The sequence below is a fragment of the Variovorax sp. KBW07 genome, from assembly GCF_003852515.1.
GTDB lineage: Bacteria > Pseudomonadota > Gammaproteobacteria > Burkholderiales > Burkholderiaceae_C > Variovorax.
Window position 1 is genome coordinate 1 of sequence record NZ_QAJK01000139.1, and the last position, 16,504, is coordinate 16,504.

At 65.4% G+C, this 16,504-nt stretch carries 17 protein-coding genes and 2 pseudogenes; 11 read left to right on the forward strand and 8 right to left on the reverse strand.

Going from position 1 to position 16,504, the window contains the following annotated elements:
• Nucleotides 1–290 precede the first annotated feature (290 nt).
• The gene (locus DBV14_RS25820) at nucleotides 291–671 is read left to right on the forward strand and encodes a helicase SNF2 (protein ID WP_124463513.1); all 381 of its coding nucleotides are present in this window, start codon (nucleotides 291–293) and stop codon (nucleotides 669–671) included.
• Nucleotides 672–742: 71 nt separating this feature from the next.
• On the opposite strand, the gene DBV14_RS25825 is transcribed toward DBV14_RS25820, so the two are convergent.
• From DBV14_RS25825 to DBV14_RS25835, 3 genes are all read right to left on the reverse strand, one after another.
• A complete protein-coding gene (locus tag DBV14_RS25825; RefSeq protein WP_124463516.1) occupies nucleotides 743–2,416 on the reverse strand; it encodes a GDYXXLXY domain-containing protein in 1,674 nt (557 codons plus the stop codon).
• The gene (locus DBV14_RS25830; RefSeq protein ID WP_124463518.1) at nucleotides 2,413–3,408 is read right to left on the reverse strand and encodes a DUF2157 domain-containing protein; all 996 of its coding nucleotides are present in this window, start codon (nucleotides 3,406–3,408) and stop codon (nucleotides 2,413–2,415) included. Before DBV14_RS25830 ends, DBV14_RS25825 begins: the two co-directional genes overlap by 4 nt.
• A 93-nt stretch (nucleotides 3,409–3,501) precedes the next feature.
• The gene (locus tag DBV14_RS25835; RefSeq protein WP_124463520.1) at nucleotides 3,502–3,891 is read right to left on the reverse strand and encodes a DUF427 domain-containing protein; all 390 of its coding nucleotides are present in this window, start codon (nucleotides 3,889–3,891) and stop codon (nucleotides 3,502–3,504) included.
• A gap of 321 nt (nucleotides 3,892–4,212) precedes the next feature.
• Between DBV14_RS25835 and DBV14_RS25840 the strand changes: the two genes are divergently transcribed.
• Nucleotides 4,213–5,184: a tripartite tricarboxylate transporter substrate binding protein gene (locus DBV14_RS25840; RefSeq protein WP_124463521.1), complete on the forward strand. Its 972-nt coding sequence runs from the start codon at nucleotides 4,213–4,215 to the stop codon at nucleotides 5,182–5,184.
• Nucleotides 5,185–5,245: 61 nt separating this feature from the next.
• Entirely contained in the window at nucleotides 5,246–5,962 is a 717-nt protein-coding gene (locus DBV14_RS25845; RefSeq protein ID WP_124463522.1) for an FABP family protein, read from the forward strand.
• A 5-nt stretch (nucleotides 5,963–5,967) separates the two neighbouring features.
• On the opposite strand, the pseudogene DBV14_RS25850 reads toward DBV14_RS25845, so the two are convergent.
• Nucleotides 5,968–6,851 (reverse strand): annotated as a pseudogene (locus DBV14_RS25850) (LysR family transcriptional regulator).
• 92 nt (nucleotides 6,852–6,943) lie between these two features.
• On the opposite strand from DBV14_RS25850, the gene DBV14_RS25855 reads away from it, so the two are divergent.
• The 3 genes from DBV14_RS25855 to DBV14_RS25865 are packed head-to-tail and all read left to right on the forward strand — an operon-like array spanning nucleotide 6,944 to nucleotide 9,724.
• On the forward strand, nucleotides 6,944–8,335 hold the full coding sequence (locus DBV14_RS25855; protein ID WP_124463524.1) for an acyclic terpene utilization AtuA family protein: 1,392 nt from the start codon (nucleotides 6,944–6,946) through the stop codon (nucleotides 8,333–8,335).
• Nucleotides 8,332–8,706 carry a hypothetical protein gene (locus tag DBV14_RS25860; RefSeq protein ID WP_260397231.1) on the forward strand — a complete coding sequence of 125 codons (375 nt, stop codon included), beginning with the start codon at nucleotides 8,332–8,334 and terminating at the stop codon, nucleotides 8,704–8,706. Before DBV14_RS25855 ends, DBV14_RS25860 begins: the two co-directional genes overlap by 4 nt.
• Before the next feature lie 52 nt (nucleotides 8,707–8,758).
• Complete coding sequence (locus tag DBV14_RS25865; RefSeq protein ID WP_124463526.1) at nucleotides 8,759–9,724, forward strand: tripartite tricarboxylate transporter substrate binding protein; 966 nt, start codon at nucleotides 8,759–8,761, stop codon at nucleotides 9,722–9,724.
• A gap of 84 nt (nucleotides 9,725–9,808) precedes the next feature.
• On the opposite strand, the gene DBV14_RS25870 is transcribed toward DBV14_RS25865, so the two are convergent.
• Entirely contained in the window at nucleotides 9,809–10,591 is a 783-nt protein-coding gene (locus DBV14_RS25870) for an NAD(P)H-dependent oxidoreductase (protein WP_124463528.1), read from the reverse strand.
• 92 nt (nucleotides 10,592–10,683) lie between these two features.
• On the opposite strand from DBV14_RS25870, the gene DBV14_RS25875 reads away from it, so the two are divergent.
• A complete protein-coding gene (locus tag DBV14_RS25875) occupies nucleotides 10,684–11,577 on the forward strand; it encodes a LysR substrate-binding domain-containing protein (RefSeq protein WP_124463530.1) in 894 nt (297 codons plus the stop codon).
• Between the two features lie 51 nt (nucleotides 11,578–11,628).
• Entirely contained in the window at nucleotides 11,629–12,639 is a 1,011-nt protein-coding gene (locus tag DBV14_RS25880; protein ID WP_260397232.1) for a hypothetical protein, read from the forward strand.
• Between the two features lie 19 nt (nucleotides 12,640–12,658).
• Here the strand turns inward: DBV14_RS25880 and DBV14_RS25885 are convergent.
• Both DBV14_RS25885 and DBV14_RS25890 read right to left on the reverse strand, forming a co-directional pair.
• Nucleotides 12,659–12,793, reverse strand: a pseudogene (locus DBV14_RS25885) (NAD-dependent epimerase/dehydratase family protein); the annotation flags it as partial.
• Between the two features lie 15 nt (nucleotides 12,794–12,808).
• Nucleotides 12,809–13,471 (reverse strand): O-methyltransferase, encoded by a 663-nt coding sequence (locus tag DBV14_RS25890; RefSeq protein WP_124463532.1) that lies wholly within the window; start codon nucleotides 13,469–13,471, stop codon nucleotides 12,809–12,811.
• 85 nt (nucleotides 13,472–13,556) lie between these two features.
• Between DBV14_RS25890 and DBV14_RS25895 the strand changes: the two genes are divergently transcribed.
• Nucleotides 13,557–14,189: a TetR family transcriptional regulator gene (locus DBV14_RS25895; RefSeq protein WP_124463542.1), complete on the forward strand. Its 633-nt coding sequence runs from the start codon at nucleotides 13,557–13,559 to the stop codon at nucleotides 14,187–14,189.
• A 24-nt stretch (nucleotides 14,190–14,213) separates the two neighbouring features.
• Here the strand turns inward: DBV14_RS25895 and DBV14_RS25900 are convergent, their stop codons facing one another.
• Nucleotides 14,214–14,594 carry a VOC family protein gene (locus DBV14_RS25900; RefSeq protein WP_124463544.1) on the reverse strand — a complete coding sequence of 127 codons (381 nt, stop codon included), beginning with the start codon at nucleotides 14,592–14,594 and terminating at the stop codon, nucleotides 14,214–14,216.
• Between the two features lie 288 nt (nucleotides 14,595–14,882).
• On the opposite strand from DBV14_RS25900, the gene DBV14_RS25905 reads away from it, so the two are divergent.
• Both DBV14_RS25905 and DBV14_RS25910 read left to right on the forward strand, forming a co-directional pair.
• The gene (locus DBV14_RS25905) at nucleotides 14,883–15,131 is read left to right on the forward strand and encodes a hypothetical protein (protein ID WP_124463534.1); all 249 of its coding nucleotides are present in this window, start codon (nucleotides 14,883–14,885) and stop codon (nucleotides 15,129–15,131) included.
• A gap of 194 nt (nucleotides 15,132–15,325) precedes the next feature.
• Entirely contained in the window at nucleotides 15,326–15,667 is a 342-nt protein-coding gene (locus DBV14_RS25910; protein WP_124463536.1) for a hypothetical protein, read from the forward strand.
• The last annotated feature ends 837 nt before the right edge of the window (nucleotides 15,668–16,504 follow it).

Genomic DNA, 16,504 nt, shown 5'->3' on the forward strand with positions numbered 1-16,504 from the left:
AGTACCCGGTGTCAGTCGTACAAACCAAGAATGAACCCGCACCCGACCCGAGCAACCCCTCGACACAGCGCGCCGATTGTTTCCAGACAGCGAACGCCGCGGTTCCTTTTGCTACGGGTTTTTACCTAGATCCAGTCGCACAATTCACTCACAGACCAGCCACCCAGTTGATCTGAGTGAACAGGGCCCCGAGCGAGGTGGCCGCCCCCCGGAGGGACGGTGACCCACCCAAGACCGGTTCGAAATCATCCAAGTTGAAAAACGATTGAACTGAACTGAAGGAAACTCAAATGACTGCCTCCAAGCTCCTCTCCGCTGTTGCCGTTGCCCTGCTGGCCGTTGCTGGCTCTGCTCACGCTGAAACCTATGAAGGCGTGCATCAGCTGACCTCCGCTGCCAGCCGCGCCGACGTCGCCGGCCAGGCCGTGGTTGCCGCGCACAGCGCCAACCCGTATGCCACCGGTGCCAACGCCGGCCCGGCCCAGGTGTTCGTGTCGTCGACCAGCCGTGCGGCTGTCCGTGCTGAAGCTGTTGCCGCCGCGCACAGCGAGAACCCGTATGCCGAAGGCGTGAGCTCGCGTGTCGCACCGGTGCTGGCCAGCGGCCTCGACCGCTCCACCGTGCGTGCCGCAGCCCGCGCTGCTGCCCGCGGCGACGCACTGCCGCTGTAATCGATCGGCAGGCAGCACTGCGCCAAGGCGCGGTGCTGAAAGAGCATCAGTTGGCCACTACTGGCCAGCGGTTAGCGAATCGGCCGCAGTTGCTCGTCCGCCATGCCCACAAGCAGCGCGGAGCCATTGGGCAGGATGCGGAACTCGCCGTAGCGTGCCTTCGCGAAGCGTTCCGCATCGCCCTCCTTGAAGAACCATGCGTCGGTGACGAAGACCCATCCGCCGTTCTTCGCGCTGAGCGGCACTTCGAGGTCGCCGTGCTCACGCGGCTCGCCCGCCGCGGGCAGATGCAGCGTGTAGGCCGATGGCACGCCCGGGTTGGGTCGTACCAGCACGGTCGGCCGACGTGGGTCACCGTCTTCGCGATCGCCCCAGCGCAACCGGTCGGGCAGCGCAAAGTTCAGCTGCATGTAGTCGCCCTGCATGAGCGAACGCGGATCGACCGGGGCCAGTTGCACGAACACGGGCTGGCCGTTGCGGATGGTGTTCTCTTTCTCGAAGATCGCGACGTTGGCTAACAGCAGGGTGGCCGCGCCTGTCAGCGCGATGCCCGCGAGCTGCTTGCTCTTCCACCACGTGTCCGTGACCGGCATGACGGGCGCGGCGGTGGTCGCGTCGGCGCGTGAAGCAGTTCCGCGCGATGCCAGCCAGGCCAGCGCGCCCAGCGCGGCACCAATGGCCACCAGCAGCAGCGCCTTGTCGGCCAGCGGCCACGTGAGCTGGTAGTAGAAGCTGCCCACGATCCACAACGCCGCCGCGCAACCCAGTGCGGCGAGCAGCCAGCGCCGCGTAACGGCCAGCGCGGCGGTGCAAAGGCAGACCGCGCCGAGGGTGGGCACGAAGCCGCACAGCACCGCCAGCAGCAGGGCCACGCCCAGGCCGAGCACGGGCATCTGCCGCAGCGCCGGCCAGCAAAGGCCCAGCACAACGGCGGCCCCTGCCGCGCACAGCACCGACACCACGATCTGCAGCTTGGCGTACACGCCCGACACGGCGTTGGCGCCCACGACTTCTCCTCCCATGCCGCCACCCGGCACCATGCCACCGAGCATGAAGGTGGCACCCGACAGCAGCACCAGCGTCAGCAGCAGTTGCACGCACCAGCCGTCGGCCAGGCTCGTCAGCAGGCTGCCGGTGCGCGGGCCGGGCAGTCGCGGCAGCAGGTACAGCACCAGCAACAACACGGCCAGTCCGATGTGGGCGTAGAGCCACCACGTCCAGCGAAAGCGCTCCAGCCACACCAGGTCCCAGAAGGCCTTGTCGCCGTTCGGCCAGGCCATGGCGGCGACGGTCAGGAACACGCCGAACATCAGGCCGAGCAGGGTGCGCAGCCAATGCAAGGGGGTGAGCCAGGCCAGCAGCAGGCTGATGGCGCACATGCACAGCGAAGCGGCAAAGACCGGGTTGTCGCGGAACAGTGCCCAGCCCAGGCAGCACAGGCCCAGCACCATGGCCGGCAGGCAGAGCTGTTCGACGAACAGCGGCAGGCTGCGTCGGCGCAAGATGAATACGCTGGCCGCCAGCAGGCAAAGGCCGAAGACATACAGGGCGGGGCCCTGCTTCAGCAGCGAACTGCCGAAGGCCAGCGCCACGGCGCCCAACAGCGGCAGCACGGCAAGCCATGCGCCGAGCGCGGTCAGCAGCAGCACGGGCCAGGGGCGCGATTCGTCGCGTGGCCATTGCGCGTCGGGTGGTAACAGGCCCTGGTCGATCGCGCGTTGCATGAGGGAAGGCGCGGTGCTCATGCTGCGTCTCCCTCTTGCTGCGCAGCCGCCGCCAGCACGGCGCTTTGCCGCCGCATGACCCAGGCCACCGAAACCGCCAGCAGCCCCGCAGCCGCGAGCCCGGTCACCAGCAGCCGGCCGATGTCACCACCGCTGCCGCTGTTGAAAAGAACGTGCACCAGGCCCGCAACCAGCAAGGTGTCGACGCACAGCACCGCGACGCTCAAGCCCACGATGTCGAACCAGCACGGCTGCATCAGCAGGCCACCGGCGCCTGCCATCAGCACAAGGCCCAGGAGGTAGTAGGGCACGACACCGGAGTGAAAGAACAGGCCCGCCAGCGCGGCCAGCGTCACGCTCACGGCCATCGCCATCAAGGCCAGCCGGCGCGCCCAGTGCGCAGTCCCGGTCCAGCGTTGCGCCCACGGGCTCAACCCGACCGCGAGCAGTGCACCCAGCCCCCAGCTCGCCAGGTGAATCGGCAGGTCGCGGTAGTCGGCCTTCCATCTGTGCCCGGTGTGGGCATAAGCCCAGAGGCTGATCGCGCTGCAAGCCACCACCACCCACGGAAACCACAGCACGTCGCTGCGCACGCCCAGGCACAAGGGCAGCGTGAGCACCGCCCACAGCGCGAACAGCTGCCACGCATCGGCGCCGGTCTGGTAGGTCTGGCCGTAATAGGCAAAGAGGGCGCCCGTGCCCAAGAGGCACAGCAGGCCCATGGGTGTCCGAAGGGCGGCAATGCGCCAGGCGGCCAGTGCGGTCAGCAGCACCCAGCCCTGCAGCAATGCGAACTGTCCGGTGCGGCCCAGAGTGTCCCAGTTGGCCGCCACCCACATCACAAGGCCGAAGCCGCCAAGCCCCGCAGCGAGCAGCGCGACCGTGCGCCAGAAGCGCCGTGCCAGGTCGGGCGGCGGTGCATCGAGTTCCGCGAGCGCGAACAGCGCCCGCATCCGCGGCTGCGGCAGTCGATGGGCGCTGGCCAGTTCGTAGAGTGCGAGTCGAAGGTTCATGGATGTGGAGGATGGTTGCCGCGCCATTCTCCACATGATGTGTCCAGCCACGGGGGCTGGAGCGGTGCCGGAGGTTTTCTCCGGCTGGTGTTGCTAGCGCACGCGCTCTTCGATCGGTCCCACGCGATCGGGATAGAACGCCACGTGGTCCTTGATCTGCGCGACCGGTGCGTAGGGCGACTCGTAGGTCCACACCGCATTCACCGAGCGTTCTCCGCCGGCCGGAATGCTGTAGTAGTTGCATTCGCCCTTGTAGGGGCAGTAGGTGGCATGCGACGTGCGCTCCAGCAGGGACATCTTCACGTCCTTGCGGGGGATGTAGTGCACGGTGCCGAAGTGCGCTTCGCGCAGCGTCAGGGCCTCGCGCGTGTCGGCGATGACGCAGCCGTCGACCGACACCACCACGCGCAACGGATTGCGCGAAATGGTGATCGGATGGTCTGGGCCGGGGGTCTTGATGGTGCGTTCGGGCGTGGCGAACATGAGCAAGCTCCTTCAGCAGGTCGGGGTGACGCAAGAATCGGCGGATGCGCATCTTGCCGCGATGTCGTGGCGGTTTGAAGTCCCCCCGCAATCGGCACGTTCGCGAAGTGGTTAAAGGCCATCGACCCCTTCGGAATGGCTCTGGAAGCCTTTCGGTTTCATTTCGTGTCCGAGCGGGCGAGTATGCATCGGTGCCGTCACTGGGCAGCGTGGCGCCGTTGATGTAGTGCTTCGGTTCTCAATGAACGCCGGCGCAACGGGCGGCGTAAGAACGGTGATAAAACTTTGCACGACCCCACCCGTGCCCATCGAAAGACCGAAGTGAAGAAGAACACGCTCGCCACCTTCCTGCTCGCCAGCCTGTTCGCGGCTGGCGCCGCCGCCGCGCAGGCGTGGCCGTCGAAACCCGTGCGCGTGATCGTGCCCGCGCCGGCCGGCAGTTCGCTCGACGTGATCGCGCGCACGCTGGCCGACCGGCTGCGCGTGATGTGGAAGCAGCCCGTGGTCATCGAGACCAAGGCCGGCGCCGGCGGCTTGATCGGCATGGAGACGGTGGCCCGTGCGCCGCACGACGGCTACACGCTGGGCATCGGCTTCAACGGGCCGATTGCCTTCGGCCCCTACATGTATGCGCGCATGCCCTATGCGCCGGCGCGCGACCTGGTGCCGATCGTGCTGACCACTTCGCAACCCAACGTGCTGGCGGTGCAGGCCGGCAACCCGGCGAACACGCTGCCCGAGTTCGTCGCCTGGGCGAAGCAGCAGGGCCACCGGTTCAGCTATGCATCGGTGGGCGCGGGCAGCTCGTCGCACCTCACGATGGAGCTGCTTCGCAGCGTGGCGGGCATCGAGGCGGTGCACGTTCCCTATTCGGGTTCGCCGCCCGCCGGTCTGTCGCTGGCCGCGGGCGATACGCAGGCGCTGTTCACTGTCGCACCCGCGCTGTTGCCGCTGATCCAGGGCCAGCGCGTGAAGCTGATTGCGGTCACCAGCGCCACGCGCTCCGAGCTCATGAAAGACCTGCCCACCGTGGCCGAGTCGGGCTACCCCGGCTTCGAGTCGTTGGCGTGGAACGGCTTCTTCACCGCCAGCGGCACGCCGCCCGAGGTGGTGCGCCGCATCAACGCCGACGTCAACACCGTGCTGCGGGAGCCGGCCGTGCGCGAGCTGCTGGCCAGCCAGGGCCTGGTGCCGGGCGGTGGGTCGCCTGAAGAATTCAAGACCTTCATCGACAGCGAAGGCCGCAAGTGGGGCGCCATCATCGCGAAGGTCGGCATACGGCTCGACCGCTGACGTGGCAATGCAGTGAAGCGGTGATGGATACTTCGGGCGCAAGAATTCCAAGAGGAGCCCCATGAACGAATACCCGGAAGACATCTACACCGAGGCCGAGCCCGACCCGTACACGCTGGCCAACCTGGGCCCGCTCACCGGCCTGGCCGGCATCTGGACCAGCGCCGCCGGGCAGGACGTGGCTCCCAAGGCCGAAGGCCCCGAGACCTCGGCCTACATCGAGCACGCCGAATTCCAGCCCATCGATGCGCAGACCAACGGGCCGCAAATTTTCTACGGGCTGCGCTATCACGTGCGCATCGTCAAGCCCGACGAGGTAGAGAGCTTTCACGACCAGGTCGGCTACTGGCTGTGGGAGGCCGCCACGGGCACGCTGATCCAGACGCTGTCGATTCCGCGTGGGCAGACCGCCATGGCCATGGGGCATGCGCAGCCCGATGCGAAGTCTTTCAAGCTCGAAGCGGTGCGCGGCGCCGAAACCAACGGCATCTTGTCGAACCCGTTCCTCGAGCACGCATTCAAGACGCTGAGCTACAACATCGCCGTGACCATTCACGACGACGGCAGCTGGTCTTACGAGCAGGTAACGCTAATGAGCGTGCGCGGGCAGGCAGAGCCTTTCCGCCACACCGACCGCAACACGCTGCGCAAGATCGGCGAGCCCACGCCGAACCCGACCGCGCGCGCCGCGATGGCCGAAGCAGCCGAAGCGGCCGAGGCAGCGAAGAAGAACGCCGCCGGCGCGGCCAGCGTGGGCTCCGAGGCCGAGCCGGCCTGACGCACTCAATCCAGCCGCAAGGCCCCAAGCCGCTCGACGATCAGGTCGTGCAGCGTTTGCGCCGCCACTGACAGGCTGCCCTCGCGGCGCTGCACCAGGTACACCGTGCGCGTGAGCGCGGGAAGGGGCAGCGGGCGCGTGGCCAGCGTGTCGCGACGAAAGTGGAACAGCGTGAGCGCCGGCACCACGCTGATGCCCAGGCCCGCTTCGACCAGCCCCATGACGGTGGCCAGGTGCTCCACCTCGAACACCGCGTTCAGCCGCTGCGGATGCACGGCCACGTCGATTGCTTGCCGCACGCTGCTGTTGCGCGCCATCTGGATGAAGGGCCACGGCGCGATCTTCTTCAGCGTGAGGCGCGGTTCGCGTGCCAGTGGATGGTCGGCGCGGCACACCAGGTGAAANNTTTCACCTGGTGTGCCGCGCCTGAAGCGGCCAGCGCAAAGTCGGCCTGGCCGTTGCGCACCAGCGCAATGCAGGCATCGGACAGCGCATCGTCCAGGTCGATGCGGATGCCCGGCCAGGCCTGCATGAACTCCGCGAACACCGCAGGCAGCCAGCCGGCCGCGAGCGAGGGCAGGGCGGCCACGCGCACGCGGCCCTTGCGCCGCTCCACATGGTCGGCCAGGTCGCCCATGGCGCTGCCCATGTCGTCGAGCAGGCGCCGCGCCGAGCCCTCGAACAGCCGGCCTTCCGGCGTGAGCTGCACGCTGCGCGTGTCGCGGTCGAACAGGCGCGTGCCGACCGCGTCTTCGAGCGTGCGGATCAGCGCGCTGAAGGCCGGCTGCGACAGGTGGCTGCTCTGCGCCGCCCGCGTGAAGTTGCGGTGCTCGGCCAACGCAAGAAAAGCGCGGAGTTGCCGCGTAGAGAGGTTGTGCATCTTTCTCATCGCTGGGCCTTGGTTATTTATTTGAAAAGCAGATCAATCGATCCGAATTTTCGATTTTACGGATGACGATTGCCTGCCTACAGTGCACGGCAATGAATGCCAATGAATCGCCATGCTTGCTGATCGGATGCGCCGCCGGTTTTTCGGGCGACCGCACCGATGCGGCCGGCCCGGTGGTCGACACGCTCATCGCGCGCTTGCAGAACGGCCCCGCGGGCCAGCGCGCCTTCCTGATCTTCGAGACGCTGGCCGAACGCACGCTGGCGCTGGCCCAACTGCGCCGCCGCGACAACCCCGAGGCCGGCTACGAACCGCTGCTCGACGCCATGCTGCGGCCCGTGCTTGCGCGCTGCCTGGCGCATGGCATCCGCATCGTGAGCAACTTCGGCGCTGCCAACCCGCGCGCCGCCGCCCGGCACATCGCCCGCATGGCCCGCGAACTGGGAGCCGGCGCACCGTGCATTGCGGTGGTGGAGGGCGACGACCTTTCGGGCCCCGAGCACCGCGCCTTGCTGCGCGAAGCACTGGGCGAACAGATGGACGGCCTGCGCGTGGTCAGCGCCAATGCGTACATCGGCGCCGAGCCGATTGCCGCCGCGCTCGACGCCGGCGCGCAGATCGTGGTGTGCGGCCGCGTGGCCGACCCGTCGCTCACCGTCGGGCCGGCCATGTCGCACTTCGGCTGGCGCGCCGACGATTGGGACCGGCTGGGCCGCGCCACCATGGCGGGCCATCTGCTCGAATGCGGCGCACAGGTGTGCGGCGGCTACTTTGCCGACCCCGGCTACAAGGACGTGCCCGGCCTGGAAGCGGTGGGCTTTCCCATTGCCGAGATCGACGTCGATGGCGGCTGCGTCATCGGCAAGTCCGACGGAACCGGTGGGCTGGTGAGCGAAGCCACGGTGAAGGAGCAACTGCTCTACGAGGTGCACGACCCCGCTGCCTACCTGACGCCAGACGTGGTCGCGGACATCGCCGAAGCCGAAGTGCGCGCGCTGCCTGGTGTTGATCGTGTCGAACTGTCGGGTGTTCGCGGACACGAGCGTCCGGGCCGCTACAAGGTCAATGTGTGCCACGAAGGCGGCTGGCTGGCCGAGGGAGAAATTTCCTACGCTGGCCCTCGCGCCGAGTCGCGTGCGCGGCTTGCGGCCGACGTGCTGCGCAAGCGCCTCGATGGCTTGGCCTTGCGTGTTGACCTCATCGGCGCCCTGAGCATTTTTGGCGATGACGCCGGCAGCGCGCTGGCAAGCCTGCCCGATGCGGGGCTGCGCGATATTCGCCTGCGCGTCGCCGCCACTCATGCGGACCGTGCGCAGGCCGAGCGGCTGGCGCGCGAGGTCGTGGCGCTCTATACGTGTGGCCCCGCGGGCGGCGGCGGTGTGCGCACCGCGCTCACGCCACGGCTTAACACGCTGTCTTGCCTGCTGCCGCGCGAGTCGGTGCCGGTGCGTTTTGAACTGCTCGATGCAAAGGCGCTGGCATGAACGACGCGAATGACATGGCGAGCACGATCGAAGTCCCGCTCTACCGCGCCGCCCACGGCCGCACCGGCGACAAGGGCGACCGCTCGAACATCAGCGTCATCGCCTGGCACGCCGACCTGTACCCCTTGCTGCTCGAGCAACTGACGCCGGAGCGCGTGGCCGGGCAGTTCAAACATCGCAAGCCGTCGCAGGTTCAGCGCTTCGTGCTGCCCAAAATTCACGCGATGAACTTCGTGCTCGACGTGGTGCTCGATGGCGGCGTCAACGACGCGCTGAACCTCGACGCGCATGGCAAGGCACTTTCTTTCCTGCTGCTCGACATGCCGGTCCGCGTGCCGCGTGCGCTGGTGCCCTTGCTGGCCGGGCCATAGCCATCGAATCCAATTTCCCCTTTTGCCTGATCAATCACCCGGAGACAAAACAATGAAACGATTTCCCCTCGCAGCGCTGACCGCCGCACTCGCCCTGGCGCCGCTGCTGGGCCACGCGCAGGCCTTCCCCGAAAAGGCCATTACCTTCGTCGTGCCGTTCGCGGCCGGCACCGCCACCGACCAGATCGCACGCGCACTCGGCAACCAGATCGCGGCCGAAACGAAGCAGGCCGTCATCATCGACAACCGGGCCGGCGCCAGCGGCTTCATCGCGTCGCAGAACGTGGCCAAGGCGCCCGCCGATGGCTACACCGTGCTCATCACCACCAACACCACGCACGCGGCCAACGAGCACCTGTTCAAGAAGCTGCCGTACGACCCGGTGAAAGACTTCTCGCCCATCGCCGCGCTCGGCAAGGGCGGGCAGATCATGGTGGTCAACCCGACGTTCCCGGCAAAGAGCGTGGCCGAGTTCATTGCGCTCGCGAAGAAGGAGCCGGGCAAGTACAGCTTTGGCAGCGGCAGCTCGTCCAGCCGCATGGCCGGCGAACTGCTGCAGCAGATGGCCGACATCAAGCTGCTGCACGTGCCCTACAAGAGCAACACGCTCGCCGTGACCGACCTGCTCGGCAGCCAGATCAACATGATGATCACCGACACGGCCACCGGCCTGCCGCAGGTCAAGGCCGGCAAGCTGCGCGCGCTGGGCATTTCAAGCGCGGCGCGCTCGCCGCTGGCACCCGACGTGCCGACCATTTCCGAAGCCGGCGTGAAGGGCTACGAAATGGGCTACTGGTTCGCGGCCTATGCGCCCGCGAAAACGCCGCCCGCCGTCGTCAAGCGGCTCAACGAACTGCTGGTGAAGGCCGCGAAGAGCGAAGCCGCGAAGACCGCTTTCTACGAACCCACCGGCACCGAGGTGTTCACCACGTCACCCGAGGATCTGGCGAAGTTCCAGACCGCCGAGTCGCAGAAGTGGGGCCGCATCGTGAAGGCGGCCGGCATCGAAGCCGAGTAAAGCCGAGTAACGCCGCGCCATCGCCGTTGCAGCAGCGGAGATCGGCGCCGCGCAAGGAACACCGCAGCGAAGTGCCCCGCTCGGCTACTCGGCGACCACGTGCGCCGCGAACCCCGAGCGGCCCGGCGCCACGTGGGGCCGCAGCGTGAGGGCGGGGATCTCGTAGTCGCCAGCGTTCTGCGGACGGAACGGGATGGGCGCCGTCGTCCACAGCGCATCGAGCCGGTTGCCGAGTTCCCCGGTGATCCGCCCATACGCCGCCTCATCGACCTTGCCCGTGCGATAGACCACGAAGGGCGGCAGCACGTCGAAGCCCGGGTAGTACAGGATGCCGTGGTGAATGGGAAACAGCAGGTCGTCCATCGGCCCGTTGATGCCGCGCGGGCTGTAGTGCGGCGCCCAGCCGCCGGTGGTTACCACCAGCATCGCGCGCTTGCCCGCCATCACGCCCTGGCCGAAGCGGTCGCCCCAGTGCGTGTCGGAGTGCTCGCCCACGCCGTAGGCAAAGCCGTAGGCATACACCCGCTCGACCCAGCCCTTCAGGATGGCCGGCATCGAATACCACCAGAGCGGAAACTGGAAGATCACCGTGTCGGCCCACAGCAGCTTGGCCTGCTCGGCTGCGATGTCGTCGGGCTGCGTGCCGGCTTCGAAGGCGCGCTGCGAATCCGCCACGGGATCGAAGTGCGCGCCGGGCTCCACATGCGCAAAGTCGTCGGCCGCCAGCGGCGCCTTCCATTGCATCGCGTAGAGATCGGACACGCGCACTTCGTGTCCCGATTGCATGAGGTGCTCCACCATGAAGTTTTTCAGCGACCCGTTCAGCGAACGGGCTTCGGGATGGGCGTGGACGATGAGGACTTTCATGATGGCTGAACCTGTGGAATGAAGAACATGCACGCAGGTTAGGAAAGATGGCGATATATTGGAAATGAATAGTTTGAATTCCAGCCATTGCCATGAACAATTTCAGCCGCATCGACCTCAACCTGCTCATCACCCTCGACGTGCTGCTGGCCGAGCGCAACGTCACCCGCGCAGCCGAACGCCTGAACCTCTCGCAGCCTTCGGTGAGCGTGCAGCTCGCCAAGCTGCGCGAGATGTTCAACGACCCGTTGCTGGTGCCCGCCCAACGCGGTATGCGGCCCACCACGCGTGCCGACGAGCTGCGCGAGCCGCTGCGCGAAGCATTGGAATCACTGGGCCGTGCGGTCGCGCCCGCCAAGCCTTTCGACCCTGCGGAAGCCACCACCACCTGGCGCGTGGCCGCCGCCGACTATGCCGAGTCGGCCATCTTGCTGCCGGCGCTGGCCGGGCTGCGCACGGCCGCGCCCAACACCCGGCTGGCCGTGGTCGAGGCTGTGCCGTCGCGCATGGCGCGGCAGCTGGAGCATGCGGAAATCGATCTGTTCTTTCACACCAGCGTCGGCGCGCCGCCGGGCTTGCACCGGCGCGTGCTGTTCAACGAGCGCTACGTGCTGGCCGGGCGGGCAGGGCATCCGCGGTTGAAGCGCCGGCCCACGCTCGCGCAGTTCTGCGCGTTGGAGCATGTGGTGGTGTCGCCGGGTGGTGGCGGTTTTGTCGGGCCCACAGATGAGGCGCTGGCGGAGAAGGGGCTCGCGCGGCGCGTGGCGCTGTCGGTGCCGCACTTCCTCTTCATGATGTCGGTGCTGGCCAGCACCGACATGGTCGCGATGCTGCCCGAGCGATTGGCACGCGGCGCGCCGGGGCTGCGGGTGGTGGAGGCACCGCTGGAAGTGCCGGGGTACGAGATGGCGATGCTGTGGCACGAGCGGCGGCATCGGGATGCGGGGCACCGGTGGTTGAGGGAATGGATTGCGGGGAGTTTGTAGAGAGCGCCCGGTGACTGAGATACGCTGCGTGCTTCTACAGGGAGAAAAAAGATGATTGCTTCTGGTATTCGCAAAGCCGCGATAGGCGGATTCTGTTTGCTGGTCGGCCTGCTTGCTTTTGCTCAAATGCGGCCGTCGGAGGGCGTTCTGAACTCAAGCTACAGGGTCGGTAAACCTTCTTTTCCAGCCGCTGCTTATCGAAACATCAGCGTTGCAGAATTCAGGTCAATGGTGAGAAAGGCGTTTCAGGCATCTGGCTTTTCTCTTGTTTCCATAGACGAGCAAAAGAATAAATCGACGATCGTCAAGTTCAACTTCAACAGCGATTTGAAGATGGCGCCGAAGCCGGAAATTCTTGTCTCCACCGACGAGTTGCTCGATGACAAGAGAAGGTGCAACCCGTGCTTCCTGAGGTTTGCCGAAATCAAGAACGCAGCGGAAATCGCGGCGCTTCCCTGGATGACGCAGTACGACCAGAACGCGCTGCTCGTACCGGCAATCGACAAGGCTTACTCGACGCTTGAGTCCAGCGGGCGCGAGCATTTGGACCCCGCGTTCAAATTCAACTACAAGCCGCAGTGGGCGGGCGAGAAAAACCTGTTCGGCAATTCTTTCGTCGGAATCAGTTTGCCCAGTCTCAAGGAACGTGTCGTTCGTGCGTATAGGGACGCCGGTTTCATACCCGTTGAAAGCGACGCCAGCCCAAAGAGTCCAGAACTTGCCCTGGCTTTCAACTTCCCCCTGGACCCGCCCAAGGACGGCGGCGCAATCTACAAGGTGCTGATCCGCAGTCAGTACGACGCAGACGGAAACTGCTACCCATGCGAGCTCACCGAACAATACGATCCGTACCAGCAGCTTCCCCCACCCGGCTTGTCTGGACTCCTGAGCCGCGCGACCCTTGATTCGAGATTCACGGCAGCCCGCAATGCGGCATACGAAAGTGTCCGCATCGACCTCGAGCGCAATCTGCGGCCTCGCTCCGGGTTTTCGATGCCGGCCAAGCCAGAAGCAGCGCTTGGAACGCCACGTCCTCCGCCCAGGCCGGTCGTTGTCACCTGACGGCGCGCCCAGCCCGCTTCGCGCCCGTTGCCGCGAGTGCGACAGCCTTGTGCCCGGAGCGCGCGAGCCCGATCACCGCATGGCCCGCATCGATCAGTTCCTGAACCACAGCGGAGCCGACCCAGCCGGTCGCGCCAGTGACAAAAACATTCATGGCGTACAGCCTCCCTCAACCCAGTCGCATCGACAGTTCCACGTCGGCCGCGAATGGCACCGACAGGTAGCCGCCGTCAGCCGCGCGCACGCGCGCCAGGTACTCCGGGCTGTGGTCCGCGTTGTCCGCGACGATCAGCGCGCCGGGCCGCAAGCGGCTTTCGACCAGCGCCAGGATGTCGGGGTAGAGCGCCTTTGCGCCATCGAGCAGCACCAGGTCGATGGACTCTGGCAGGCCGCTTGCCAGCGTCTTCAGCGCGTCGCCTTCGCGGATCTCGACCAGGTCGGCCACGCCGCCTTCGGCCAGGTGCTCGCGGGCCTTGGCGATCTTCGATGGTTCGAATTCGCTGCTGATCAGGCGGCCACCGCCGCCGTTGTCGCGCAGCGCCGCGGCCATGTACAGCGTCGACAGGCCGAAGGAGGTGCCGAACTCGATGATGTTGCGCGCGTTGCTGCTGCGCGCCAGCTGGTACAGCAGCACGCCGGTTTCGCGCGACACCGGCAGCCACAGGTCTTTCATGCGGCCGTAGAAGTCGAGGTACTCCGTCTTGCTGTGCATCAGCCGATCGCGTTCTTCGCGGCTGATGTGGGCCATGGCAGGGCTGGTGGCCGCGGCGGCTTGCATGAACAGGCGGTCCAGCAAAGGGGCCAAGGGGGCAGTGGTCAGGGTCGTCGTCATTGCTTGGGTTCTTTCGTTTGAAAAGCAGATGCGAAATAATATGAAGAACCCTTCATGTTTGCTATTCGCGTTGCGGAACCCGCCCATGACCGACCGTCCAAGTGCCTCCATCTCCTCTAGAAGAAAGCCCAAGCAGGCCCGCTCGGCCGACCTTCTTCAGGCCATTCTTCAGGCAGCTGTTCAGGTTTTGGCGAAGGAAGGCGTGAACCGCTTCACGACCACGCGCGTGGCCGAAAGGGCCGGCGTGAGCGTCGGGTCGGTCTATCAATATTTCCCGAACAAGGCATCGATCTTGTTTCGGCTGCAGAGCGACGAATGGCGGGAGACCACCGAGCTGATGTGCGGCATCCTCGGGGACACGCAGCGGCCCGTGCTCGAGCGCCTGCGCATGCTCACGCATGCCTTCGTCCGCTCCGAGTGCGAAGAAGCAGAAGTGCGCACCGCGCTTGGTGACGCGGCGCCGTTTTACCGCGACGCACCCGAGGCGCAAGAGGTGCGCGCCGCCGGCGACGGAATCGTGAGCGTGTTCATGAAGGAGGCACTGCCAAAGGCCTCCGACGCCACGCGCGAAATGGCGGGCGACCTGATCGTGCGAACGCTCAGCTCAGTGGGCAAAGACTTTTCGGAAAGCCCACGAACCGCCGCCGAGATAGAGGCCTGGTCGGACTCGCTGGCCGACATGCTTTGCGCCTACGTGGAGCGGCTTGCATCGCGCTGAGCCAGCAGCGATGGCGTTTGCTGCCTACGCCATGTCTTCGTGGATGCAGAGGTAGTTGCCTTCGGTGTCCTTGAACCACGCCGCCTTTTCCGAGCCGAGCACGCAGACGTGGTCGACGGTCTTGAGCTCGGGGAAGTCGTAGTCTTCGAACACCACGCCGGCCTGCTTGAGCATCTTGATGCTGGCGGCGATGTCTTCGACCTGGAAGCTGATCGCCGTGTGGTCGGCCTTGGTTCCTTCGGGTTTCGGGAACAGCGACAGCATGCTGCCGCCCACCACGTAGACGAACTTTCCGTCAGGCCGCAAGCCACCGGGTTTCAAGCCCAGGCAGCCCTCGTAGAAAGTGCGGGCGCGGTCCATGTCCTTGACGGGGAGCATGGTCGTTACAGACGAGTCGGACAACAGCATGGGAGGTCCTTTCGCACAATTCGGCGCAGCGGCTGCCGCAGGGGGAGTGGGCAAGACCTTGGCTGGCCGACCGGGCGAATAGCTTACGCCTGTGGGTGCTGCGATGCCAGTGTCGGATTCGGGGTTCGGGTGGGTAGCCGATGCTCGGCGCGGGTGGGCGAATGGGTACCATCGACCGGGAGCGGACATACACGGTTCCGCATCGACTGTCCGCTTGAGACCGGTTGCAGACCGGCGCTCCTCACGATAGATAGTGTCAAGTAATAGCCTGGAAATACTTTAAAAATGATGGATTGGGTCCCTGTAGTCTTCATTGCGTTCAAGGTTCTGGTGTTCGGCACGGGCATGTTCTTCGCCATCAAGTGGCACTATGAGCAGGGGAAGAAGGCGAAGGAGAAGGCGGAAGAGAAGCGGAGCGCGGTGCTGCGCGCGGGCGGCAAGGTGGCCGCAGTCTTCGTGCTATCGCTCGTGGGCCTCTCGCTCCTCGCCTTCGGCCTTGGCAGGATGCTCGGTTTGGACTTGAGCTTCGCGTGATGGCAAAGAATAGTCGGCTGAAGGTCTTCGGGCATTGGACGGCCGGCGAGCTGCCAGAAACCACGATGTACGTCGCTGGGTAGTTCCTCATACGCCAGAACCGGACGTTCAACGATGCCTTCCGAAGCGCGTGCGGACAGACCAAGTTACGGACCACAATCGGCCAAGAGCGGCTCTTGGATGAAGGAGAGTAGATGACGCTTGAAGAACTGCTGAATTTGAACTTCAACGGATGTGATCTCGGCCTTCATTGGCGGGAAGGATCGCTCTCCATATTCCCAGTCGAAGCTGAAGCAAGCCAGAGGATTCCCGTGTTGTCTTTTGCGGCGGTGAGTCATCCGTGGGCTTTTCTTTGGGAAGACCATGCCCAGCGATGGTCAGATCGCCTTGAGCTTCTTCCTCGCGATCGGTGCCGTGCTAGCGGACTTGACGCAAAACCGGTCCATGACAAGATCAAAGTCAGTTTTGCGTGCAAGCATCCAAGCGGATTACTCCGCTGGGGATTCACGACTGCTGGCGTGACGCGAGAAGCATGAAGTCTTCGGTCGGCCACAAGCGGACCTTCCCGACGCCTCGTCAAATTGTGAATAACGCCCTCGTCGCCTCGCAGCAATGGAAGCTCTGGCTTTGTGCATTCGCAGCCGCACTGGTGGGGGCCTGTCAGTTCGCACCGGCGTGGGCGGCCGACTGGTTCGGCGCCGACGTGGCGATCGTCCGGCTATTGGCACTTGTTGGAGCCTGCCTGCTCTTGGTCCTGGCATGCACCTTGATTCGGTGCCCGGCTTGCGGCCTAGCTCTGGTTTGGCAGGGCATGCGACGACAACCTATATCTCAGTGGCTCGCTTGGCTTCTGCGCGTTGAGACCTGCCCGCGTTGCGGCTTCTCGCACGGGCCGTTCGACCACGGAGAGTGACAGCAGGCGACGCTAGTCGGCCAGGACCTGCCGTTCGCGAGCGCCGCTCATTTCGCTGGACAGCGGACATTCGCGGCGTACGCCGAAGGCCGATGGCGGCCATGAGCGGAGCGTCGCCGAAGGAATCTCTGTGACCGCTGAGCATCGTGCGGCTCGGAATGAAGTGCGGAGCAACGTTGCCGGCTTTCATGGCTGCTCTATGCATGTTTGAAGATACAGCGGTGAATGGCTCAGCCTATGATCAGAAACGTTTTTGTGGAAGAGACCGTGACCGGAATATCCGCGCTGCCCAGCTTATCTCGCCGATCGCGCGGAATACATGGCGTTGGTCTCATGGAAGGCATATGAGAAAAATCTCACCTCTCTGCACCCTCGTGTTGCTGTTCGCCCTCTCGGGTCAGGCCATCGCAGGTGCAAACACGGCGCAACTAAACTGCAAAGGGAGTCACGCGGGGCAGGT

Coding starts and splice junctions, on each gene's coding strand:
- DBV14_RS25820 (WP_124463513.1), top strand. CDS start 291: ATGACTGCCTCCAAGCTCCTCTCCGCTGTTGCCGTTGCCCTGCTGGCC.
- DBV14_RS25825 (WP_124463516.1), bottom strand. CDS start 2,416: ATGAGCACCGCGCCTTCCCTCATGCAACGCGCGATCGACCAGGGCCTG.
- DBV14_RS25830 (WP_124463518.1), bottom strand. CDS start 3,408: ATGAACCTTCGACTCGCACTCTACGAACTGGCCAGCGCCCATCGACTG.
- DBV14_RS25835 (WP_124463520.1), bottom strand. CDS start 3,891: ATGTTCGCCACGCCCGAACGCACCATCAAGACCCCCGGCCCAGACCAT.
- DBV14_RS25845 (WP_124463522.1), top strand. CDS start 5,246: ATGAACGAATACCCGGAAGACATCTACACCGAGGCCGAGCCCGACCCG.
- DBV14_RS25855 (WP_124463524.1), top strand. CDS start 6,944: ATGAATGCCAATGAATCGCCATGCTTGCTGATCGGATGCGCCGCCGGT.
- DBV14_RS25860 (WP_260397231.1), top strand. CDS start 8,332: ATGAACGACGCGAATGACATGGCGAGCACGATCGAAGTCCCGCTCTAC.
- DBV14_RS25865 (WP_124463526.1), top strand. CDS start 8,759: ATGAAACGATTTCCCCTCGCAGCGCTGACCGCCGCACTCGCCCTGGCG.
- DBV14_RS25870 (WP_124463528.1), bottom strand. CDS start 10,591: ATGAAAGTCCTCATCGTCCACGCCCATCCCGAAGCCCGTTCGCTGAAC.
- DBV14_RS25875 (WP_124463530.1), top strand. CDS start 10,684: ATGAACAATTTCAGCCGCATCGACCTCAACCTGCTCATCACCCTCGAC.
- DBV14_RS25880 (WP_260397232.1), top strand. CDS start 11,629: ATGATTGCTTCTGGTATTCGCAAAGCCGCGATAGGCGGATTCTGTTTG.
- DBV14_RS25890 (WP_124463532.1), bottom strand. CDS start 13,471: ATGACGACGACCCTGACCACTGCCCCCTTGGCCCCTTTGCTGGACCGC.
- DBV14_RS25895 (WP_124463542.1), top strand. CDS start 13,557: ATGACCGACCGTCCAAGTGCCTCCATCTCCTCTAGAAGAAAGCCCAAG.
- DBV14_RS25905 (WP_124463534.1), top strand. CDS start 14,883: ATGATGGATTGGGTCCCTGTAGTCTTCATTGCGTTCAAGGTTCTGGTG.
- DBV14_RS25910 (WP_124463536.1), top strand. CDS start 15,326: ATGACGCTTGAAGAACTGCTGAATTTGAACTTCAACGGATGTGATCTC.